This window comes from Rhizobium sp. NZLR11, assembly GCF_019685115.1.
In the GTDB taxonomy this organism is placed as follows: Bacteria; Pseudomonadota; Alphaproteobacteria; order Rhizobiales; family Rhizobiaceae; genus Rhizobium.
Window position 1 is genome coordinate 288,405 of the sequence record NZ_JABDWD010000004.1, and the last position, 21,555, is coordinate 309,959.

Sequence of the window (21,555 nt, forward strand, 5' to 3'; positions counted from 1 at the left end):
TATAGGCCCGGTCGGCCTAAAATGATCCTGTTCTGCATTAAAGAGTTAGAGCGTGATGTGATAAGAAAACCGCTCACACTTTTCTGCATCACGCTCTGGAACGGTTGCCTCAGTCTCAGTCATCGAGGTTGCCGTCGCGCCAGACGAGATGACGGGGTGCTAGGGGCAGGTTCTCGATTTCATTGGCGATGAAATAGGGCGGAATGTCGAGCGCGGTCAGGGCCGTGCGCGTTGCCGCCACCCATTTGAATTCGAGATGATTGTCGCCGTCTTCGACGCGATGAATGATTTGGTGTGGCTGAAACGGGAATTCCGGCGGGATGTCCATCAGGTAATAGAAGCCGAGTTCATGCCAGTTGCGGTGTTCGTAGCGGAAGAAGTTCTCGACGATCCAGAGCAGGCGGGAAATTGAGACTTCGACGCCCAGCTCCTCCACCATCTCGCGTTTCAGCGTTTCTTCCGAGGTCTCGCCGATTTCCGCCCTGCCGCCCGGAAAGGTCCAGAAGGGTTCATGCACGGCGCGATGGACGAGCACGTGGCCATCGCGGAAGCCGAGACCGGCGATGCGATAATTGAATCGCTCGGCGCCCGCATTCAGGCGGATGAGAGTGCGCTTGGTCATGCTATTCTATCCGAGATCGATCACGACAATTTCCGGCGGGACGCCGAAGCGCACCGGTGCGATGGAGCAGCCGAGGCCGCCGGACACGATGATATTACGACCCTCCTCGACCATATGGCCATATGCGTAACGATTGCCGTAACGCGAGGGGACGATCGGCGAACGGCCGAGGAAACGGATCTGTCCGCCATGTGTGTGGCCCGATAGCGTCAGCGAGACGCGCTCGGGCACCCGCGGAAAGATATCGGGCTCATGGGCGAGCAGGATGACGGGTGCATCGTCGGTCACCTGAGCCATCGTTCCATCGAGATCGTCGAGGCCGAGCATATGGGTGCGGCCCCACTTTTTGCCGGGCAGCAGCGCCAGCTGATCTTCGAGGCCTGCCAGCCAGAAGCCGCGGCCATCCTTTTCGACCCGAACGGCGCGGTTGCCGTAGACCGGGATTCCGACGTCGGCAAGCGCCCGGTGCCCGAACGTTTCCATGCCGCCGTTTTTCTGGGCCGACCTGTCTTCCCACCAATCGTGGTTGCCCATGATCGCATGGACGCCGAGAGGGGCCCGCAAGGTGGCGAGCGCCTTCGACCATTGGCTCGAATGCACATATTGCGTCACCATGTTCATGCCGGCAGCATAATCGCCGAGGAGAACGGTGACATCGCCTTCGAGTTCATTGGCTCTGTGGCAGATCGCGGTGATGCGGCTTGCCGACATCCACGGTTCGCAGGCATGAAGATCGGCGAGCGCGACGATGCGGAGCTTGAGCCCTGGCGTCCATCCGGGCGGGGTCAGCCGGTAGCGGGTGATGGCGAGCCTTGCCAACGGTTCATAGGCAAAGGCGTAACCGCCGAGGGACATGACGCCTGCGACACCGCCGCCAAGAACCTTGAAGAATCCGCGGCGGGTGATCACTCAGTTGTCCTCCTGGAACAGCCGGAACTGCGCAGCCTCCATATCCTTGGGCGGTTGCATTCCCAGATGTTTCCACGCGATTGCGGTCAGAACACGGCCGCGCGGCGTGCGCTGAATGAAACCCTGCTGGATCATGTAGGGCTCGATGATGTCTTCGATCGCGTCGCGCGGCTCGGAAAGCCCGGCGGCGATGGTCTCGATGCCGACCGGGCCGCCGCCGAAATTGACGGCGATCATGTTGAGATAGCGTTTGTCGAGCTGGTCGAAGCCGACATTGTCGACCAGCAGGCGGGTCAACGCCTCGTCGGCAATCTCGCGGGTGACGGATTCGGCCCTTGCCACCTCGGCGAAGTCGCGCACACGCCGCAGCAGCCGGCCGGCGATGCGCGGCGTGCCGCGGGCGCGTCTTGCAATTTCGCGGGCGCCTTCCTCGGTAATCGGCAGGTTCATCAGCCGCGCGCCGCGGCGCACGATCAGTTCCAGCTCCTCGACGGTGTAGAAGCTCAGGCGCACCGGAATGCCAAAGCGGTCGCGCAACGGCGTCGTCAACAGGCCGAGGCGGGTGGTGGCCGCCACCAGGGTGAATTTCGAGAGATCGATTTTCACCGAACGAGCGGCAGGGCCTTCGCCGATGATAAGGTCGAGCTGGAAGTCTTCCATGGCCGGATAGAGGATTTCCTCGACGGCGGGATTGAGGCGATGGATCTCGTCGATGAAGAGCACGTCGCGCTCCTCGAGATTGGTAAGCAGGGCCGCGAGATCGCCGGCCTTGGCGATCACTGGACCGGATGTCGAGCGGAAATTGACGCCGAGCTCCTTCGCCATGATCTGCGCGAGCGTCGTCTTGCCGAGGCCGGGCGGGCCGACGAAGAGCACATGGTCCAGCGCCTCGCCGCGGTTCTTCGCCGCCTCGATGAAAACTTTCAGATTGGCGCGCGCTTCGGCCTGGCCGGTGAATTCGTCCAGCGATTGCGGGCGCAGGGTGATATCGAGATCTTCGCCCCGCTTTTCCGGCGATATCAGGCGGGCGGGTTCGCTCATGAAAGAAGCTCCATGCCTGGCACGGTCTCGAATACGTGCCGGTCAAATGTCTTAGTCGCCTGACATCCCTCAGCCGCGGCGCGATAACCAATCAAGGCATCGGCAAAATCGGCATTGCGCGTTTCCACGGCTCTTAGCGCCATGATAACGAGGGTTTGGTTTTCGATGTCCAAACCTCTGACGCGTGTCAATTTGCCGATTGCATCGACGACGTCCTTTTTCTTGAAGCCGAACCGCGCGCGCAATGCCCAATCCAGTTCCAAAAGGTTCAGCAGGGAGAGAAATCCACGATAATCCCTGCCGATACCCTCGCCGAATTTCAGTGCAGCCGCCCTTTGCTCCGGATCATCGTCGACGATGAGTCTCAGCAGGACGTTGGTATCTACGCCATAGGCGATCATGCTGCGATATCCGATTTCGATCGTCTGGCTTCATCGACCACGTCGCTGCCCGCAGCATCGGTGACGGCCACGTCGATCTCCTCCAGCGAGGCACGACCATTCGGAGGCGCTCCGAGAAGGCCTGCAAGGTCGTTGAAGTTGATCGATTTCGGTGTCATCACGACTTCTCCGTCGATGACGGAGAAAACCAGTTGATCGCCAGGTCGAAGGCCGAGAGCATCCCGCAAGTCTTTGGGGAGCGTGATCTGACCTTTGGGCGAAAGCGTAAATTCTCCCCACATCGTTCGGAAATCCTATTTTCGTGCGGCAGTTGGAATGCTTGCAAACTGGCAGAAAAGTGACAGCTTATCCTACTTTATCGCGCCAATTCTTTCAATCCCAACCTAATCAACTTTGCGCTGTCGGCGCCGTCGCCCGCCGCCTTCATCGCCGCGGCAATGGCATTTGCCGCCTGGTCGCGGGAATAGCCGAGGTTCGTCAGTGCGGAAACCGCATCGGTAACCGGTGCGGCCGCGACACCTTCGCCGAGTTCCTGCTTGAGGGCAATATTGATCCCTTCCCCGGCAAAGGCCGGCGCCCGGTTCTTGAGTTCGGTGACGAGGCGCATCGCCACTTTCGGGCCGACCCCCGGCGCGCGGGAGACGGCGGTGCGGTCCTGCAGAGCTATTGCATTGGCGAGTTCGCCCGGCGTCAGGGTCGAGAGTACGGCAAGCGCCACCTTGGCGCCGACGCCCTGGACGCTCTGGAGCAAATTGAACCATTCCCGCTCCAGCGCCGTCATGAAGCCGAAGAGCTTCAATTGATCCTCGCGCACATAGGTCTCGATGAACAGCATGCAGGCCTCGCCGGCCGAGCCAAGCTTGGAGAGGGTGCGGGCGGAGCAATGGGCGACGTAGCAGACGCCGTGCACATCGACGAGTACATAGTCTTCGCCGATCTCGTCTATGGTGCCTTTCAGCTTGCCGATCATGGGTCGCGGTCTTTCAAGGGTGCGTTTCGGGTGTGATAAGTTCCACGGAGGGAAAGTAAGACCGGTATCCGCCGGGATCGCGGGTCAAAATTTTGTAACCCCTGATCGTCGCATGGGCGCCGATGAGGAAGTCGGGCAATATCCGTTCGCGTCCTCCGCCGGCACGACGGTAAAGCCGGAAAGCTTGAGCAGCGGCAAATACAGCCGGCCAAGGCAGGTTCTCGCGGCGGAATTCATCCTGCGGAAGCAGTTGCTCAACTTCATCCATATCGTCGTAGCGAACGGAAAATTCGGAATAGATAATCGGATTTATGAGCACCGGCCCATCTCTGAAGACGTCGAGCAATTTCCGACGCGACCAGCCATGCCAGTCCGAACTGACCACGGCCAGGTCGACGAGGATGTTTGTATCGACAAGCGTCGCCATCAGCGATCACGGGTCATCGACATGAGGTCTTCGGCATCGATCTCCTGATCACCGGTTCCTTCGAGACGACGGATCGTCTGCAGGAACCGGTCGAGCCGACCTCTATCCTCGATCTCCTGCCTGCCATTTTTCGGCGAGACAACCAGCTTGCCGTTCTCGATCGAGAAGATGACCTCGCTGTTGGCCTCGATGCCGGCAAGCTCCCTGAGATCGCGAGGGATGGTGACCTGGCCTTTGGACGTGACGCGCATCTTGCTGCTCCTTCAAAGTAAGAATTATCCTTACCATCGGAACAAGTCAAGAACAAACTAGCCGGCCAGTGCCTGCCGCATCCGGTTGCTGCCGCGATTGTGGGCATGGCAGATGGCGATCGCCAGGGCGTCGGCGGCGTCATCGCCCTTGAATTCAACTTTCGGCATCAGGATTTTCAACATCATATGGATCTGGCGTTTTTCGCCATGGCCGACGCCGATGACCGCCTTCTTCACGGCATTCGGAGCATATTCGGAGACCTGCAGTCCGGCGCGGGCCGGCACCAGCATGGCGATGCCGCGGGCCTGGCCAAGTTTCAGGGTCGCCACAGCATCCTTGTTGACGAAGGTCTGTTCGACGGCGGCTTCATCCGGCGCGTAGCTATGGACGACCTCCGCCAGGCCATCGTGCAACTGGCAGAGGCGAGAGGCGAGGTCCATGTCTCCATCGGAGGTCACGGTTCCGGAGGCCACAAACCGCAGGGAATTGCCCAGCGTGTCGATGATTCCCCAGCCGGTGCGGCGAAGCCCGGGATCGATGCCGACGATGCGAATCGTATTTTGCATGGTTCAACCTATAGCGACTGCGAAATAACTGCCATCGATATGTGAACAAAACAAAAACATTCTCGGATTTAAGCCGCTCCATTTACCGCGAATTAAAACAGATGCTTGAATTCTAGTGTCAAATACGAAGGGGGTCTCGTGTCGCAAGGAGATAAGCCCCCCGATGTTCGGTTTAAAGATCGGTCGATCAGGCATGCGCTGCGTGCCCACGCCGGCAGGCGTGTCAGAAGGGGTTCGTCGTACATGGCTCAGAGATTTCAGTCCCTGTCCTTCAAGGTCATTGCCACATTCATTCTGCTGACCGTGCTATCGATCGCCGTGATCGACGTGCTTGCCTATTTTGCGAGCAGCCGGATCTCCGACGAGCAAGCGCTGAAGGCTAAGGAGAGCGTGCTGATCTTTCGCGGCGACATGCTGCAGGACCAGCTGACGCAGCTTGAAAACCAGGCAAATTCCATCGCGCGCATCGAAGCGTTGCAGATGTCGATCACCAGCCTGAAGAGCGGCTGGAAGACGATCGAGAAGACCTCGGGCGATGCCCGCGCCGAATTGAAGAAGGTTTTCATTGCGGGCAATCCCAACCCGGCCGACCAGCGGGAGAAGCTGATGAAGCCGGAAGGACCGAGCGGCTTTTATTATTCGAACCACGAGAAAACGCAGGGCGAAGTTGCCCGCGATCTCGAGGGTACCGCCTTCAGCGATCTGCTGATTGCCGACCTCGACGGCACGGTCCTCTATTCCTACAAGAAGCAAGACGATTTCGCCGAGAACCTCAAGTCGGACGCGTGGAAGACCACCGGCGCCGGTATCGCCTTCGCCAAGGCGATCGAGAATACCGCCAAGGCGACCGATGACGCCGCGCCGACGGGTTTTTCCGGTCTTCGCGTCGATACCGCCAGCAGCAAATCGGCGATCTTCTATGCCGTACCGATCATCAAACTCGGTGCGGCCAAGGGCATCATCCTCTTCAAGGTGCGCGACGACATCGTCACCGGTATCCTTGGCAAGGGCATCGTCCAGGGCAGCACGGCGCAGGCAGCGATCGTCTCCAGCGATGGCTCCGCCGTCGGTCTCGACGCGAGCGGCAAGCTTGCGACGCTCGATGCGGCTCCTTTCACCTTCATCAAGAACGCGCTTGCCAGTTCGGCGATGACGGTGGCCGACTTCAGCCGGGCGGACGGCGCGGCCCGCGCCTATGTCGGCGGTATCGACTATCGTGGCGACCGCTTCCTCGTTGTCGAGAGCGTGCTTTTGAGCGAGCTTAATGCCGGCTCGATCGAGATCGCCACGCTGCTGACGATGATCGGCATCGGCGTGCTCGTCGTCATGGCGGTCGCGACCGGCCTCGTCACCAATTTGCTGTTTTCGCCGCTTGCGCGGCTTGCCGGCGTCACCCGTGATGTTGCCGACGGCAAGCTCGACAGCGAGATCGGCAGCCAGAACCGCAAGGACGAGATCGGCACGATGGCGAATGCGCTCGCCCGCTTCCGCCAGTCGCTGATCGAAAGCCGCGAACTCGAAGCCGCCAGCGAAGAAACGCGCCTGAAGGCCGATCACGACCGCCAGCAGAACCTGGCTGAGCGCGAAGCCGAGGCGAAGAGCCTGCAGCACGTCGTCGAAGCGATCGATGAGGGTCTGCATCATCTGGCGACTGGCGATCTCGCCTACCAGATCGATACCCGTTTCCCGAATGAGCTTGAAAGCCTGCGCGTCAATTTCAACGAGGCGCTGGCGACGCTGAGTGAAACAATGACGGCTATCGGCGGCAACTCGATGGCGGTGCGTGCCGGCTCAGAGGAGATGCGCACCGGCGCCGACGAGCTTGCAGGGCGCACCGAGCGTCAGGCCGGCTCGATCACCGAGACGGTGAATGCGATCAGCGCCATCACCCAGTCCGTCCGCCGGCAGATCGAGCGAGCCGAACAGGCCGAGCGCATCGCCCGCGACGCCAAGAAGGAGACGACTGGCTCCGGCCAGATCATGCGCGAGACGATTGCAGCGATGGAGGCAATCCAGACGTCTTCGCGTCAGATCAACACGATCATCTCGGTCATCGACGACATCGCTTTCCAGACCAACCTCTTGGCGCTCAATGCTGGCGTCGAGGCGGCGCGTGCCGGTGAATCGGGCAAGGGCTTCGCCGTCGTCGCCATGGAAGTGCGCGAGCTGGCACAGCGCTCATCGAGTGCGGCAAAGGAAATCTCCAGCCTGCTGCAGAAATCGACATATGAAGTCGAAAGCGGCGTGGCGCTTGTGGAAAAGGCTGGCGTTGCGTTGACCGGCATCGGCGCCCACGTCGAGGCGATCAACGGACAAATCAATGAGATCATGGGTGCGACCCGCGAGGAAGCCAATACGTTACGCGAGATCAACAGTGCCGTCGCCGAACTCGACGCGATGACGCAGCAGAACGCGTCGATGGTCGAGGAGACGACGGCGGCGATCCACAGGCTGGCAACGGAAGCCCTGGAAATGGATCGCCAGCTCGGTAATTTCACGCTGCCGCACGGAAACCACCACCCAAGCGCCGAAGTGCATGTGCTGCGCCGTCACCGGTAAACCGTGGCTTCTGAGAGCTGACACTGGGTCGCGCTCGCGCGGCCCTTTTGTTTGGGTGCATGGTTTGGAATGGCTGGGGCGGCAACCTACATAGACGGCATCGTTCAACTGCCCGGTAGGTTTCCCATGGTTCCCTTCTCCATACTCGACCTTTCCCCCGTTGCCGAAGGCAGCAGCATCCGCCAGTCTCTCGAGAGCTCGGCGCGGATGGCCGGGAAGGCCGAGCAATTCGGCTACAAGCGCTTTTGGCTCGCCGAGCATCACGGCATGCCGGGGATCGCCAGCGCCGCCACTGCCGTCGTCATCGGCCATGTCGGCGCCGCAACAACGCGCATCCGTATCGGCTCCGGCGGCATCATGCTGCCCAATCATTCGCCGCTCGTCATTGCCGAGCAGTTCGGCACGCTCGAGGCGCTCTTCCCCGGCCGCATCGATCTCGGCCTCGGGCGCGCGCCGGGAACGGACATGCGCACGGCACAGGCGCTGCGGCGCAATCTCGAGGCCGGTGCGAACAGTTTCCCGAACGACGTGGTGGAACTGCAGCAACTCCTCGATACGCCAGTCGAAAACCAGACGATCCTTGCGGTTCCCGGCAATTCATCGCATATCCCGATCTGGCTGCTGGGCTCCAGCCTCTACAGTGCCCAGCTTGCTTCCATGCTCGGACTTCCCTATGCCTTCGCTTCGCATTTTGCGCCCGACATGCTGCTTGATGCGATCGCGATCTACCGGGACCGCTTCCAGCCCTCGTCGACGCTCGACAAACCTTATGTGATGGTCGGCGTGATGGGCGCGGTGGCTGCGACCGACGAAGAGGCGCGGTACCATTTCACCTCCGCCGAGCAGCAGTTCGTCAACCTGCGCCGCAATGTCCGCGGCCCGTTCCCGCGCCCGTTGGCCGATATGGAAAATTTCTGGTCGCCGATGGAGAAGATGAACGTCGAACACACGCTGCGTTACGCCGTGGTCGGATCGCCGACGACGGCGGAGGCGAAACTGACGGAGTTTCTCAAGGAAACGCAGGCCGACGAGGTGATCATCTCGATGCCGATCCACGACATCGAAGCGCGGTTGACGTCGGTGGAACTGTTTGCGGGCTTGGGAAATTTCATGCGGGCGGCCGCGTAGGCTTGCCAAGCTGCGCCTCGAGGGCGGAACATCGCGAGCGCTGACCGTCCATCGGCAGCAGAAACCCGGCATCGCGGCCGGGTTTTCCATTGATGATCGTTCTGAGGAAATTCAGGCCGAGAGTTTCGCCAGCACTTCTTCCGAGACCTCGAAGTTTGAGTAGACGTTCTGCACGTCGTCATCGTCTTCTAGGCTGTCGATGAGCTTCATCAGCGACTGGGCCTTTTCTTCGTCCACCGGCACGTTGTTCTGGGCGCGCCAGACGGCTTTGACAGTCTCGGCGTCGCCCAGGCTCGCTTCCAGCGCTTTTGCCACCTCTCCGAGAGCTTCGAATCCGCAGGTGATGTAGTGGCCGTCTTCGTCGGTCTCGACATCGTCGGCGCCGGCTTCGATCGCGGCTTCCATCACCTTGTCGGCATCGCCGACGGACAGCTTGTAGGTGATTTCGCCGACATGGTCGAAGGAGAAGGAAACGGAACCGGTTTCGCCAAGCGCTCCGCCAGCCTTGGTGAAGATCGAACGGACGTTGGAGGCGGTGCGGTTGCGGTTGTCGGTCAGAGCTTCGACGATGATCGCCGTGCCGCCGGGGCCATAACCCTCATAACGGACTTCATCGTAGTTTTCGCCGTCGGCGCCAGCTGCCTTCTTGATGGCGCGGTCGATATTGTCCTTCGGCATGGACTGGGCCTTAGCGTTCTGGATCGCCAGGCGAAGGCGGGCGTTCATCGTCGGGTCGGGCAGGCCGGCCTTGGCGGCAACGGTGATTTCGCGCGCAAGCTTGGAGAACATTTTTGACCGCACGGAATCCTGACGGCCCTTGCGGTGCATGATGTTTTTAAACTGTGAATGGCCAGCCATGGCACCCCTGTCCACGTCATATTGTTCGGAATGGGCCGCCTTATAAGAGCGAAACGGTACCCGTTCAAGGAAAAAGCAGTTTGGAACAAAGGCGGGGGGATGACGTTTCAGGAACTCCATCCAACGGAAAGGAACGGTCATGGCAAGTCTCAGCGATGCGCAGGAACAGCCAGCACGTCAGCTCTGGGATCAGGTCAACGATGTTCATGCCGGCATGCTCGGGATTTCCGGGCTGGACATGCACATGCAGCCGATGGCGCCGCATGCCGATCCCACCACCAACACGATCTGGTTCTATACCAAGACCGATGCCGACATCGTGCGCGCCATAAAACCGGGAAGCCGCGCGCATTTCTGTGTTATCGGCAAGGATCACGACTATCACGCCTGCCTTGCCGGTGTGATCGACGTGCGCCCTGACCCTTCCAAGATCGAGGAATATTGGACTTCGATTGTCGCGGCCTGGTATGATGGCGGCAAGAAAGACCCCAAGCTCACCATGCTTTCCCTCCATGTCGACGATGCCGAGATCTGGGTTTCCACAGGCAACAAGCTGAAATTCGGCTGGGAGATCGCCAAGGCCAATCTTGACGACGACAAGATGCCGGATGTCGGCATCAAGCGCCACCTGCAGTTCGCTTGATGATTTGAAGAGTGTCGCTTTAGGCCCGGGGAAAATCGCCGGGCCTTTTTACTGCACACCCTTCAGTACATAGATCAGCGGCCTTTTCGGCAGGGTGCGCATGGAGATGGTGATACTGTCATCGGGCGCATTGACGACGTCGAAATCCTTGCCGAACATTGACACGAAGGCTTCGACCGGCGGGCCGCGCCGGTGCATCGGCAGAATCAACGACGAGCGTAGCCGCTTGATGACGCGGCTCATGCTGTCGGCGCCCATGGTCAGGCCACCATCGACTGGGACCATGACGATGTCGAGGCGGCCGATCTCGGTGTAATGGGCATCCGTCAGTTCATAGTGCAGGTGGCCGAGATGGCCGATGCAAAGGCCGGCGATTTCGAAAATGAAGATGGAGTTGCCGTTTTCCTGCGAGCCGCCAAGGCCATAGCTGAAACGGATATCCGTCGGGACATTGCGGATATAGGCATCGCCAATGACGAGATTGATGTTGGCCTTCTCGCCCGGAACGTCGCTCCAGCCATGCAGCACATGCTTGATCTCAGGATCGGGCGTCAAGGTAAAGTGGCTCGTGTGCGCCTTGTTCATGGTCACGACATCGGGCATCGTTCCCGGCTTGTACCAGCCGTTATAATCTGTCGCGATGACGATGCCGCCGGGCGTGTCTATCTCGAAGGTGGAATGGCCGAGGAAGGTGAATTTGACGTCTTCGCCCTCGGAGACGGCAGGCGTTAGCGGCGTGGCGCCGGAAAAGCTTGCGAAGGTTGCCTGCGGGACGTTCTGCGCGATCGCCTGGCAGTGGCTGACGGGCGGTCGCTCACCCTGTGCCCCGGCAAGACCTGGCGCGGCGAAGGCCGCAAGGCATGCGATAGCAAGGACAAGATATTGCGGCTTCATGCCACCCCCCTCCGGCGCTCTATCACTTTGAATTGGCGGCGGAAGGATGCGGCATGAGGTCGCAGCGGTCCAGACTAGGATGCTCACGATTGCGTGTGGGTCTGCGTATCGGCGCGGGGGCGGCGGGCTTAGAGCATTTCCGTTTTTCTCCAAACCACGGAAATGCTCTATCTATTTGTTCTAACACAGTTCCGGACGCAAAACTGTTGCTCACTTTTGCTGGAATTGCTCTAGCGCCAGAACTCCGGCACCGTCTCGGCCAGCCGCGGCCCGAGCCGAAGCGGCGCGATCTTTTCGGCCAGGCCGGTTCTATCGGAAATCTCCACGCCGACGCCGCAGATCGTCGCCGGGCCGTTCGCGGCTTCCATGCGGCCCTTCGGCATCTTGGAGATGAAGCGGTTGAGCGGCTCTTCCTTATCCATGCCGAGAGAAGAGTCGTAGTCGCCGCACATGCCGGCATCCGACATATAGGCGGTTCCGCCGTTCAGGATCTGTGTGTCGGCGGTCGGCACATGCGTGTGGGTGCCGACGACGAAACTGGCGCGGCCGTCGACGAAATGGCCGAAGCATTGCTTCTCGCTGGTCGCCTCTGCATGAAAATCGAAGATGATCGCATCGGCCTGCTCCTTGAGCGGGCAGGCAGCGAGGATCACTTCCGCCGATTTGAACGGGTCGTCGAGTTCCGGATGCATGAAGACCCGGCCCATGACGTTGGCGACGAGCACGCGCGCGCCATTCCTGGCATAGAACAGGCCGGAGCCGCGGCCGGGCGTGCCTTGCGGATAGTTGGCCGGCCGCAGAAATTGATCGTGCCTCCCGGCAAAGGCCACGGCTTCCTTCTGGTCCCAAACGTGATTGCCCGTCGTCACCACATCGGCGCCGGCATTGATCGTCTCCAGAAAGATGTCCTCGGTGATGCCGAAGCCGCCGGCGGCATTCTCGCCGTTGACGACGACGAAATCGAGCTTGAGGTCGGAGATCAGGCCGGGAAGGCGCTCCCAGACTGCCGTGCGTCCCGTCTTGCCGACCATGTCACCCAAAAAAAGCAGCCGCATTCCCTATCCAATCCAAGAGGCAAAAAAGCGAAGGCCGCTTTCTGTCAGGATGGCATCCAGGCTTATGTCGTGCGGCTCAGCGGGCACATGTGCCACTTCCTGGCAGTCGAATGCAATGCCGATCAGCTTCGGATGCAGGCCTTTTTGTCTCAGCCGGCTGATGGCGCGGTCGTAGTGGCCGGCGCCGTAACCGATGCGGTGGCCGCGGGCATCGAAGGCCGAAAGCGGCACGAGCATGATTTCCGGATTAAGAATGGCGGCATCCGCGCCAGGGCCGACCGTGCCGAAACCGGTATCGACAAGCGGCGCACCCTCCGCCAACTCGCGAAAGACGATGGTCTGTCGATCGAGGATCGCCGGCACGCAGAGCCGCGCACCGCGCACGGCAAAGCGCGCCATCAGCGGCCTGAGATCAGCTTCCGAACGGATCGGCAGGAAGCCGGAGACAATTGTGCCCAGCGCAAAACCAACCGCTTCGCCTGCATGTTCAGCCATTGCGAGACTCTTGGAGGCGCGTTTCTCGCCCGGGATGGCGTCGCGTGCGGACAGCCGTTCGTTGCGCAGCTGTGCTTTCAGTTGTTGAGCGGTCATTCGATCTACCGGTATGAGAGATTGACCGAGCATAGACGCCTGGATGTCCGATGCAAATGCCGGATGCGACCGTGCTGCGCCCGTTTCACGCCCTGTCGGCGGGATGCGGCCGGAGGTCAGATGACGATGCTTGTCGGTATTGTCGCGGTGCCGGTGGATAAGCCTGCCATATCAGGCACGGCGTTGGCCCCGCCCTGCCAGTCCTGCTGCCGCAGGTCGTGCATCGCCTTTTCGAGCAATTGCCTGAGTTCGCGCACGACCGCCTTGAACGCTTCCATCGTTTCTCGGTCATCGGACGAGATGCCCGAGGATTTTGGCGCGTCCTCGGCGGTGCTCTCATAGGCCTCGCGGGCCTGGGCGGCGTCGACCGGTTCCTGCAATCCGGTCGCGGTTTTTTCTGAGACATCCGTCAGTGCAGCCTCAGTCCCGCTCGTCGCGGCGGCTGTTGCATCCGTGGTTGCGTCCACCGGAGCGACTGCGGCAGGGCTGCCGGTCGCGGCGGCCGATGCGAATTCTGAAGCGGCGGTGCCGACCTTGCGCGCCAGTTCGGCGGCCAGACGGGCGACCACCTCGGGCGGCATATTGGAGCTGCGCAGCATCTCCAGCTGTTGCTTTGCCTCGTCGAGCTTGCGTTGTGCCTTTGTCTTGGCTTCGTCCCCGGAATTCGCCAAGGTCTGCCGCATCTGCTGCAGCGTCTGGGTGCTGCGCTGCAGCTTCAGCACACCCTGATCGGTCTCGTTTCCGGCGGCAGACATTGCTGCAGCAGAAGGCGTGCCGCGCAAGATGATGGAGGCAGACGTAGTTGCGACCTGCATGAACAATCCCCGACAGCCCGATTGCAATTCGGCGCATCCTGCAACGTCAGACTTGCGTGGACCTGTGTTCTGGGGCCGCCCGTAGGGCCGCGGCGAGCCGTTGCATCGTTTCTTCAAACAGCGTTGCTCCGCCCGGCAACCAGCCGAGCGCGCGGATTTTCGCCGTGCTCATGCGATTGAGCGCCACCCTGTCGGCGGGGGGCGGCAGCACGTGCCGACAGCCGGTCTCGCGCCGGATAGGCGAAAGAATATCGCGCGTGTCGACTGATATGTCCGAGACGTTGAAGACCTCGCCGGAGATGCGGGTGCTTTCCGTCTCCAGCATCAGCCGTACCGCACGCCCGAGGTCGCGGCCGTGAACTTCCGTTCCTACACGCGAAACAACCGCCCGGCCGGCGAGATAATCGGCGGTAAGCCCGTCCCATTTGTTCGGCGAGAGATCGCCGTAGATCCCGGTCGCCCTCAGGCTCACGCCGGCAAAACCCGGCGTGGAGAGGTGGGCAAGCGCGCGTTCGGCATCGAGCTTGACCTGGCCGTAGAGCGTTTCGGGCTTGGCCAGCATGGTTTCCGCCAGCTCGGTTCCCTCGGGATGTTCGCCATAGGCGGCGCGGCTGGACAGGAAGACGCAGCGGCGTGTGCCGGCGCGTTTGGCGGCTTCGAAAAGCCGGACGGTGCCGTCGAGGTTCAGCCTGTGGAAATTCTTCGGATCGTCGCCCTCGCCGCCGCGATATTTGCCCGGAACATGGCTCAAGGCGGCGTGGACGAAGAAATAGGCATCGTCGAAAACACCGATCTGATCCTTGTCGGGATCGAGCGAAAGCGCTGCGAAATCGACCGGGCGCGAGAAGAGGCGGGGCAGCGGCGCACAGCGCCCTCCGACGATCACCTGATATCCGCCAGCCAGCAGCTCCTCGACGACATACCGGCCGACGAGACCCGTTCCGCCAGATACCAGTACCTTCATGCTGCCCCTTCCGGATTATCCAGCGCCGTGATCTCGGGCACATCGCCGTCATCGTGGAAACGGTGCCACAAATCGATCAAGGGTTGTAGTCGCGCTGCCTTGGGATGATCCTTTTCCCACGGTTTTTCATATTGGTAATGCAGGATCGAAATGTTCTTCCAGTCCCAAAGCTCGGGCATGGTGAACCATACATATTGCAGCATGTTGAAATAAACAGGCAGGCCGTGCCAATCCGGGAAGAAAGTCTCGAGAAACGTCTGATCGGTGCGCCGCCAGAAAACGTCTGCCGTGTCGAGCCTTTCGAGCATGTGCCGGAATGTGTCATGCGACGGCGTGGCGACGAAGACGCCGGAATTCATGCGGCGAAAGTCGGCGAGGTTTTCATAGACATTCGGGGCGGCGGAGAATTCCGGATAGTGGAAGAGCCTGTCGACGTTCTTCAGTACGAGGGCGTCTGCATCGATGAAGACGCAGCGCTCATATTCGACAAGCTGCCACAGCCTGAGCTTGCAGAAATTGTCGAGCGGCGAATGAAAATCCGGTTTGCGGCCCTTGGTGAAGGGGGCCGCCGAATGGAGCTGGCCACGGGCATGGCGTTCGTTGAAGGCAGCTGACAGCGGCAAATGCTCGACCTCGATCAGGCGGCAGTCGAGGGTTTTGAGCGGGACGAGGGCGGTGGCATCGACGCCGCCGGTGTGGAGAACGACGATGTCGGCGGTGGTGTCGGTGCGGCGCAGCGAATTCGCCAAGGCGGTGGCGCCCATGGCGTAGTCGGCGTTGGTGACGAGGGTGATATAGGCGAAATGGGCTGGTTTTTCGCTGGCGCTCGTCATGTCGCCGCTCATGATACCGACTTCAGCCGCTTGCCTTCGGGATCGTGATTGATCGTCGCGGCGATGTCCTTGGTCCAGGCGGAGACGGCCGGCACGCGCGAGCGGTCGACGCGATAGGCGAATTTCTTCGCGACATCGACGATCTCGCCGAGCAGGCCCGCTTCCAGCGTGATCGGTTCGAGGCCGAGATCGCGGAATTTTTCGTTCCGGACGATCAGCTCGTTCTCGGCAGCTTCCTTGCGCGGGTTGGGCAGCCAGGCGATCTCGGCGCCGCTGATCCCCGCGATCATCTCTGCGAGGTCGCGCACCCGGTGGGTTTCGGTCATCTGGTTGAAGATCTCAACGCGCGCGCCGCGAGCCGGCGGGTTCGCAAGCGCCAGCTCGATGCAGCGCACCGAATCCTGGATGTGGATGAAGGCGCGGGTCTGGCCGCCGGTGCCGTGTACCGTCAGCGGATAGCCGATCGCCGCCTGGATCAGGAAGCGGTTCAGCACCGTGCCGTAATCGCCGTCGTAGTCGAAACGGTTGATGAGCTGTGCGTGGCGGCGCGTCTGTTCGGTATGGGTGCCCCAGACGATGCCCTGGTGCAGATCGGTGATCCTGAGACCATCATTCCTCGCATAGAACTGGAAGAGAAGCTGATCCAGGCACTTGGTCATGTGGTAGATCGAGCCGGGGTTGGAGGGATAGAGGATCTCCTGGCTCACCGTCTCGCCGCCTTGAGTTTCGATGCCGACCGGCAGGTAGCCCTCTGGGATGGCAGCGCCGACCGTCGAGTAGCCGTAGACGCCCATGGTGCCGAGATGGATGAGATGGGTATCGAGATTGAGCTCGGTCAGCGCGTTCAGCAGGTTGTGCGTGGCGCTGACATTGTTGTTGACCGTGTAGTTCTTATGGCGGTCGCTCTTCATCGAATAGGGTGCGGCCCGCTGCTCGGCAAAATGGATGACGGCATCCGGACGGTGTTCGGAAAGCCAGTTCTTCAGCAGTTCGTAGTCCTTGGCGAGATCGATCAGATTGAAGTGGATGCGGCGTCCGGTTTCGACATGCCAGATGCGGGTGCGCTCCTGGATCGAATCCATCGGTGTCAGCGACTGAACGCCAAGTTCCGTGTCGATCCAGCGGCGTGAGAGATTGTCGAGGATATGAATGTCATGTCCGGCATCGGAGAGATGCAGCGACGTTGGCCAGCCAATGAAACCGTCTCCGCCCATAACCGCAATCTTCATCACATCGTCTCCTTATCGGTCACTCAATGTCGGGAATAGTTAGGAATTATGACAATCATTCAATGCTTGCCTGTCAGGAAGCGTTGCGCCAAAGAGGGCACCTCAGTTTGGAGAAAATTATGACGGAGCGCCCTTTTTCCATTTCGGGAGAGCTGACCGAGGCCGGGCATCGCCTTGTCCAGCGGGTCTATTATGAAGATACGGATTTCTCCGGCCTGGTCTATCACGCCCGCTATCTGCATTTCCTGGAGCGTGGCCGCACCGATTATCTGCGTTGCCTCGGCGTCGAGCAGCGCGAACTCGTCAGCGCCGACGAGGAGGGCCTGGTCTTCGTCGTCCACCGCATGGAGATCGACTTCAAGAGCCCGGCGCGCATGGACGATGTGCTGACGATCCTGACGCACACGGAAAAGGCCGGCGGCGCCAAGATGGTGCTCAATCAGCAGATCCGATCCGGCGAGACGCTGCTGATTGCCGCCAAGGTGATCATCGCCGTCATCAACGCCAGAGGGCGGCCGCGGCGGCTGCCGGAAACGCTGGCGGTGAAATTCCTGGAAGGCAGCACGCCGCTATAGCCGCGAATCGCCCGGAATTCGGGCTTGTAAAAACTTGATCTTTATGTGAAGGAATTCCCCGCGCCGCAGGATGAGCGCTCTTTCGGCAGCCGGATCTTGCTCCGGTCAAGTAGTCCATGGGATGAAATCTTCCAAACACAGGCTTGCTGTCACAGTCCGGCACTAACGATCTATTAACCATAATAGTGTCTTACTGGGAAAGTCGGAGTTTGTGCGGTGCACGCCTTCCTTTGACCAAATTTGACGGCAAGAAGGCGGAAGATGAGCTTGGAAGCTTGACCAGGGCTTTGGGCGGCGGCCACCGGACACTTCTTGCGAGATCAATTTGTGCCGCCCGGTCCAGCACCGGGCGTTTGGATTCGGGGATTTTGGATCAATGGAACAAGTAGGATTGGCAGCAGCAACGACGGACGTCAGCCTCTGGTCGCTTTTCATGCAGGCCGGAATCGTCGTCAAGCTCGTCATGCTCGGGCTTATCGCAGCCTCGGTGTGGACCTGGGCGATCGTTATCGACAAATACCTGGCCTATGGCCGCGCACGGCGCCAGTTCGACAAATTCGAACAGGTGTTCTGGTCGGGCCAGTCGCTGGAAGAACTCTATCGCTCGCTGTCGGAGCGCAACAATACCGGGCTGGCATCGATTTTCGTTGCGGCCATGCGGGAATGGAAGAAATCCTTCGAACGCGGCGCCCGCTCACCGATCGGCCTGCAGATGCGTATCGACCGGGCGATGGACGTGACGCTTGCCCGTGAGACCGAATTTCTCGGCGCCCGCCTTGGATCGCTGGCAACGATCGGTTCGGCCGGCCCGTTCATCGGTCTCTTCGGCACGGTCGTCGGCATCATGACCTCGTTCCAGGCGATCGCAGGTTCGAAGTCGACCAACCTTGCGGTTGTCGCACCCGGTATCGCCGAAGCGCTGCTTGCCACCGCGATCGGTCTCGTCGCCGCTATTCCGGCGGTTATCGCCTACAACAAGTTCTCTGCCGATGCCGGCAAGCTCTCGGGCCGCATGGAAGGTTTCGCGGATGAATTCTCCGCCATACTTTCGCGCCAGATCGACGAGAAGCTACAGCCGCGCGCTGCCGCTCAGTAACCAACGGAGTATACTGACATGGGTATGGCTGTTGGAGGCAATGACGGCGGGGGCGGCAGACGCCGACGTCGCGGCGGTCGGAACAGGGCCGTAATCTCCGAGATCAACGTGACGCCGCTCGTCGACGTCATGCTCGTGCTTTTGATCATCTTCATGGTCGCGGCACCGATGATGACCGTTGGCGTGCCGATCGACCTGCCGGAGACGCAGGCCAAGGCGCTGAATTCCGAGACGCAGCCGATCACCATCTCCGTCAAGAACGACGGCGAAGTGTTCCTGCAGGAAACGGCGATTCCGGCCGCCGAGATCGCCGCCAAGCTCGAGGCGATCGCCACCACTGGTTACAACGAACGGATCTTCGTGCGCGGCGACGCGACAGCGCCTTACGGCGTCATCGCCGACGTCATGGCCCGTATTCAGGGCGCAGGCTTCAAGAATATCGGCCTCGTGACGCAGCAGAAGAAGGACCAATAGCGTTCAAGATGAAGACCAGCGTCGTCACATCTGCTGTTCTGCACTGCCTGGTGCTTACCTGGGCGATGGTGTCGCTCAGCGCGCCGGAATCCTTCAAGGTGGAGGATTTCGAGGCGATGCCGGTCGATCTGGTGCCGGTGGAATCCATTACCCAGATGCAGCAAGGCGACAAGAAGGCTCCGAAGAAGGAGACTTCCGCACCCGTGCCGACGACACGTCCGCCGATCGCGCAGCCGGCCGAGAACGCCGGCGACAACAATGTCGACCTGAAGACGCCGCCCGTTCCGAACGCCAAGCCCAGCAATAGCGAGGCTGCCGCGGCGAATTCGAGCGACAAGCCGATGCCGAAAACCGATCCAAAGCCGAATGATGTCAAGGATATCGTCAAGGAGGAAACGGAGGTCGAACAGCCGAAGGAGGTCGCTTCCATTCCGCCGCCGAAGCCCGTCGAAGTGACGCCGCCGAAGCCCGAGGAAAAACCGCCGGAAGAGCAGGCCAAGCCGGAGGAGCCGCCGAAGCCCGATGCCGAGGCGCTGCCGGACAATGTGCCGACACCTGTCGCCAAGCCGCAGGTGAAGCCGCCGGAACCGCAGAAGCCGGCCGAAAAGCCGCCGGAAAAGACCCCGGACCAGCCGAAAACCGCCGACACGCCGACCGACAAGAAGAAGGCGGACAAGAAACAGGAAACAGCGAAGTCCGCTTCATCGATGAAGAGCGACTTCAATGCCGACCAGATTTCGATCTTGCTGAACAAGACCGATCCTTCTGCCGGGGGCGCCAAGCGCTCGACGCAGGAAGCATCGCTGGGCGCGAAGAAGAGCAACGGCGGCTCGAAACTCAGCCAGAGCGAAGAAGATGCGATGCGCAGCTTGATCGAGGGCAATTGGCTTGTCACGCCCGGAATGGAAGGCCTTTCCGGCTTGGTTGTTACGGTGCATTTCAAGCTGGGCAGAGACGGCAACATCATTGGTGAGCCGGAGATAGAATCGTCTGGTGGGAGCAGCAGCGATTCGACGCGTCGTGCGCTGGAAAGCGCTGCTTACCGTGCCGTGATGAAATCGGCTCCCTCGTTTTCTTCGACTCTTCCGATGGACAAATATGAAGCTTGGAATGAGGTCGTTCTTAACTTCGATGCGAGCAGCCTGGGAATCTAGATGCCTAGGAGCCGAGCTTCCAAAGATAAATACAATGCTTGGAAGGAAGTTATCTTGCACTGTCCTACTAGCAAACTGAATTCATGAAGTGCTGAAAGGCTTATTTGATATGGTCAAGTGTTCCCTCATCCGCGCTCTGATGGTCATTGCAGGCCTGTTTGGGGTCGCAGCCTTTACGACTCCGGCGAACGCGGTGCTTACCCTCGATCTTCGAAAAGGTAACGTTCAGCCGTTGCCGATCGCGGTGACCGACTTCCAGGGCGATATGGGCGCGCAGGTATCGCAGGTGATCGCCGCCGACTTGCAGCGGTCCGGTCTCTTCGCACCCATCAACAAAACCGCCTTCATCGAGAAGATTTCTAATCCCGACGCTTCGCCGCGCTTCGAGGACTGGAAGGTCATCAATGCACAGGCGCTGGTCACCGGCCGGGTTACCAAGGAAGCGGATGGCCGTCTTCGCGCCGAATTCCGGCTCTGGGACCCGTTCGCCGGGCAGCAGATGACCGGTCAGCAGTTCTATACGCAGCCGGAGAACTGGCGCCGCGTGGCTCACATCATCGCCGACGCGATCTACAAGCAGATCACCGGGGAAGAAGGTTATTTCGATACCCGCGTCGTCTTCGTCTCCGAATCCGGCACCAAGCAGCAGCGCAAACGCCAGCTGGCGATCATGGATCAGGACGGCTTCAACGTGCGTATGCTGACGGATGGCAGCGATCTCGTGCTGACGCCGCGCTTCTCGCCGAGCCGGCAGGAAGTCACCTACATGTCCTTTGCCAACCAGCAGCCGCGGGTCTATCTGCTGCAGCTGGAAACCGGGCAGCGTGAGGTCGTCGGCAATTTTCCCGGCATGACCTTCTCGCCGCGCTTTTCGCCGGATGGCCAAAAGGTGATCATGAGCCTGCAGCAGGACGCCAATTCCAACATCTATACAATGGACCTGCGCTCGCGCACGACGACGCGCCTGACCTCGACGGCTGCGATCGACACTTCGCCGTCCTATTCGCCTGACGGCGCGCGCGTCAGCTTCGAAAGCGACCGCGGCGGAAAACCGCAGATCTATGTGATGAATGCAGATGGCTCGGGCCAGACCCGTATTTCCTTCGGCGACGGTTCCTATTCGACGCCGGTCTGGTCGCCACGAGGCGATCTCATTGCCTTCACCAAACAGGCCGGCGGCAAGTTCTCGATCGGCGTGATGAAACCGGATGGTTCGGGCGAGCGCATTCTGACGACCGGCTTCCATAACGAGGGCCCGACCTGGGCGCCGAACGGACGTGTGCTGATGTTCTTCCGGCAGGCGGCAGGTGCCGGCGGTCCGCAGCTCTATTCGATCGATTTGACCGGCTACAACGAGCAGCTTGTGAAGACGCCGAGCTACGGTTCCGACCCCGCTTGGTCGCCGCTTATGGAGTAGGCAATGCGCTTCTGCCTTCATGTCGTCCCAAAGTCATGGAATCGAGCGACCAAGGGACAAATCAGTAATTCGTTAACCACAA

Annotated in this window: 25 protein-coding genes; 8 read left to right on the top strand and 17 right to left on the bottom strand. The window is 60.5% G+C overall.

What is annotated here, in order from left to right:
• Window positions 1-115: 115 nt before the first annotated feature.
• The 9 genes from HJB83_RS10005 to ruvC form a co-directional block, all read right to left on the bottom strand.
• A complete protein-coding gene (locus HJB83_RS10005) occupies window positions 116-622 on the bottom strand; it encodes an NUDIX hydrolase (RefSeq protein ID WP_207581684.1) in 507 nt (168 codons plus the stop codon).
• A 6-nt stretch (window positions 623-628) separates the two neighbouring features.
• Window positions 629-1,531, bottom strand: coding sequence for a metallophosphoesterase (locus HJB83_RS10010; protein ID WP_221116393.1), 903 nt, complete (start codon window positions 1,529-1,531; stop codon window positions 629-631).
• The gene (gene ruvB / locus HJB83_RS10015; protein WP_130678301.1) at window positions 1,532-2,572 is read right to left on the bottom strand and encodes a Holliday junction branch migration DNA helicase RuvB; all 1,041 of its coding nucleotides are present in this window, start codon (window positions 2,570-2,572) and stop codon (window positions 1,532-1,534) included.
• Window positions 2,569-2,973 carry a PIN domain-containing protein gene (locus HJB83_RS10020; RefSeq protein ID WP_221131788.1) on the bottom strand — a complete coding sequence of 135 codons (405 nt, stop codon included), beginning with the start codon at window positions 2,971-2,973 and terminating at the stop codon, window positions 2,569-2,571. Before HJB83_RS10020 ends, ruvB begins: the two co-directional genes overlap by 4 nt.
• Window positions 2,970-3,254: an AbrB/MazE/SpoVT family DNA-binding domain-containing protein gene (locus tag HJB83_RS10025; RefSeq protein ID WP_207581681.1), complete on the bottom strand. Its 285-nt coding sequence runs from the start codon at window positions 3,252-3,254 to the stop codon at window positions 2,970-2,972. Before HJB83_RS10025 ends, HJB83_RS10020 begins: the two co-directional genes overlap by 4 nt.
• Window positions 3,255-3,328: 74 nt before the next feature.
• Window positions 3,329-3,943: a Holliday junction branch migration protein RuvA gene (gene ruvA, locus HJB83_RS10030; protein ID WP_221131789.1), complete on the bottom strand. Its 615-nt coding sequence runs from the start codon at window positions 3,941-3,943 to the stop codon at window positions 3,329-3,331.
• 13 nt (window positions 3,944-3,956) lie between these two features.
• Complete coding sequence (locus HJB83_RS10035) at window positions 3,957-4,370, bottom strand: type II toxin-antitoxin system VapC family toxin (protein ID WP_207581679.1); 414 nt, start codon at window positions 4,368-4,370, stop codon at window positions 3,957-3,959.
• Complete coding sequence (locus tag HJB83_RS10040) at window positions 4,370-4,621, bottom strand: AbrB/MazE/SpoVT family DNA-binding domain-containing protein (protein ID WP_221131790.1); 252 nt, start codon at window positions 4,619-4,621, stop codon at window positions 4,370-4,372. Before HJB83_RS10040 ends, HJB83_RS10035 begins: the two co-directional genes overlap by 1 nt.
• Before the next feature lie 57 nt (window positions 4,622-4,678).
• Entirely contained in the window at window positions 4,679-5,188 is a 510-nt protein-coding gene (gene ruvC / locus HJB83_RS10045) for a crossover junction endodeoxyribonuclease RuvC (protein ID WP_207581677.1), read from the bottom strand.
• A gap of 243 nt (window positions 5,189-5,431) precedes the next feature.
• On the opposite strand from ruvC, the gene HJB83_RS10050 reads away from it, so the two are divergent.
• Together HJB83_RS10050 and HJB83_RS10055 are read left to right on the top strand one after the other, a co-directional pair.
• Window positions 5,432-7,747 (top strand): methyl-accepting chemotaxis protein, encoded by a 2,316-nt coding sequence (locus tag HJB83_RS10050; RefSeq protein WP_221131791.1) that lies wholly within the window; start codon window positions 5,432-5,434, stop codon window positions 7,745-7,747.
• Between the two features lie 126 nt (window positions 7,748-7,873).
• Entirely contained in the window at window positions 7,874-8,875 is a 1,002-nt protein-coding gene (locus tag HJB83_RS10055) for an LLM class flavin-dependent oxidoreductase (RefSeq protein WP_221116437.1), read from the top strand.
• Window positions 8,876-8,986: 111 nt separating this feature from the next.
• Here HJB83_RS10055 and HJB83_RS10060 read toward each other — a convergent pair whose 3' ends face one another.
• The gene (locus HJB83_RS10060) at window positions 8,987-9,733 is read right to left on the bottom strand and encodes a YebC/PmpR family DNA-binding transcriptional regulator (protein WP_207581675.1); all 747 of its coding nucleotides are present in this window, start codon (window positions 9,731-9,733) and stop codon (window positions 8,987-8,989) included.
• Window positions 9,734-9,872: 139 nt separating this feature from the next.
• Here HJB83_RS10060 and HJB83_RS10065 point away from each other — a divergent pair, with 139 nt between their 5' ends.
• A complete protein-coding gene (locus HJB83_RS10065) occupies window positions 9,873-10,376 on the top strand; it encodes a pyridoxamine 5'-phosphate oxidase family protein (protein WP_207581674.1) in 504 nt (167 codons plus the stop codon).
• A 48-nt stretch (window positions 10,377-10,424) separates the two neighbouring features.
• Here HJB83_RS10065 and HJB83_RS10070 read toward each other — a convergent pair whose 3' ends face one another.
• The 7 genes from HJB83_RS10070 to HJB83_RS10100 all read right to left on the bottom strand — a co-directional run bounded on the left by HJB83_RS10070 (window position 10,425) and on the right by HJB83_RS10100 (window position 16,757).
• A complete protein-coding gene (locus HJB83_RS10070) occupies window positions 10,425-11,270 on the bottom strand; it encodes an MBL fold metallo-hydrolase (protein WP_207581673.1) in 846 nt (281 codons plus the stop codon).
• 230 nt (window positions 11,271-11,500) lie between these two features.
• Window positions 11,501-12,325 (bottom strand): TIGR00282 family metallophosphoesterase, encoded by an 825-nt coding sequence (locus HJB83_RS10075; RefSeq protein WP_164008083.1) that lies wholly within the window; start codon window positions 12,323-12,325, stop codon window positions 11,501-11,503.
• Between the two features lie 3 nt (window positions 12,326-12,328).
• Window positions 12,329-12,916: a 5-formyltetrahydrofolate cyclo-ligase gene (locus HJB83_RS10080; protein ID WP_221116386.1), complete on the bottom strand. Its 588-nt coding sequence runs from the start codon at window positions 12,914-12,916 to the stop codon at window positions 12,329-12,331.
• Between the two features lie 116 nt (window positions 12,917-13,032).
• The gene (locus HJB83_RS10085; protein ID WP_221131792.1) at window positions 13,033-13,731 is read right to left on the bottom strand and encodes a hypothetical protein; all 699 of its coding nucleotides are present in this window, start codon (window positions 13,729-13,731) and stop codon (window positions 13,033-13,035) included.
• A gap of 46 nt (window positions 13,732-13,777) precedes the next feature.
• Window positions 13,778-14,695 (bottom strand): NAD(P)-dependent oxidoreductase, encoded by a 918-nt coding sequence (locus HJB83_RS10090; RefSeq protein ID WP_207581670.1) that lies wholly within the window; start codon window positions 14,693-14,695, stop codon window positions 13,778-13,780.
• Window positions 14,692-15,528, bottom strand: coding sequence for a glycosyltransferase (locus HJB83_RS10095; protein ID WP_221116384.1), 837 nt, complete (start codon window positions 15,526-15,528; stop codon window positions 14,692-14,694). Before HJB83_RS10095 ends, HJB83_RS10090 begins: the two co-directional genes overlap by 4 nt.
• 8 nt (window positions 15,529-15,536) lie before the next feature.
• On the bottom strand, window positions 15,537-16,757 hold the full coding sequence (locus HJB83_RS10100) for an NAD-dependent epimerase/dehydratase family protein (protein WP_221116383.1): 1,221 nt from the start codon (window positions 16,755-16,757) through the stop codon (window positions 15,537-15,539).
• A 119-nt stretch (window positions 16,758-16,876) separates the two neighbouring features.
• Here HJB83_RS10100 and ybgC point away from each other — a divergent pair, with 119 nt between their 5' ends.
• The 5 genes from ybgC to tolB all read left to right on the top strand — a co-directional run bounded on the left by ybgC (window position 16,877) and on the right by tolB (window position 21,473).
• Complete coding sequence (gene ybgC / locus HJB83_RS10105; protein WP_012758853.1) at window positions 16,877-17,332, top strand: tol-pal system-associated acyl-CoA thioesterase; 456 nt, start codon at window positions 16,877-16,879, stop codon at window positions 17,330-17,332.
• Between the two features lie 376 nt (window positions 17,333-17,708).
• Window positions 17,709-18,428 carry a protein TolQ gene (gene tolQ, locus HJB83_RS10110; RefSeq protein WP_221116382.1) on the top strand — a complete coding sequence of 240 codons (720 nt, stop codon included), beginning with the start codon at window positions 17,709-17,711 and terminating at the stop codon, window positions 18,426-18,428.
• Window positions 18,429-18,446: 18 nt separating this feature from the next.
• Window positions 18,447-18,902, top strand: coding sequence for a protein TolR (tolR, locus tag HJB83_RS10115; RefSeq protein WP_207581667.1), 456 nt, complete (start codon window positions 18,447-18,449; stop codon window positions 18,900-18,902).
• An 8-nt stretch (window positions 18,903-18,910) separates the two neighbouring features.
• Window positions 18,911-20,056 carry a hypothetical protein gene (locus tag HJB83_RS10120; protein ID WP_207581666.1) on the top strand — a complete coding sequence of 382 codons (1,146 nt, stop codon included), beginning with the start codon at window positions 18,911-18,913 and terminating at the stop codon, window positions 20,054-20,056.
• 109 nt (window positions 20,057-20,165) lie between these two features.
• Window positions 20,166-21,473: a Tol-Pal system beta propeller repeat protein TolB gene (gene tolB / locus HJB83_RS10125; RefSeq protein WP_207581665.1), complete on the top strand. Its 1,308-nt coding sequence runs from the start codon at window positions 20,166-20,168 to the stop codon at window positions 21,471-21,473.
• Window positions 21,474-21,555 lie beyond the last annotated feature (82 nt).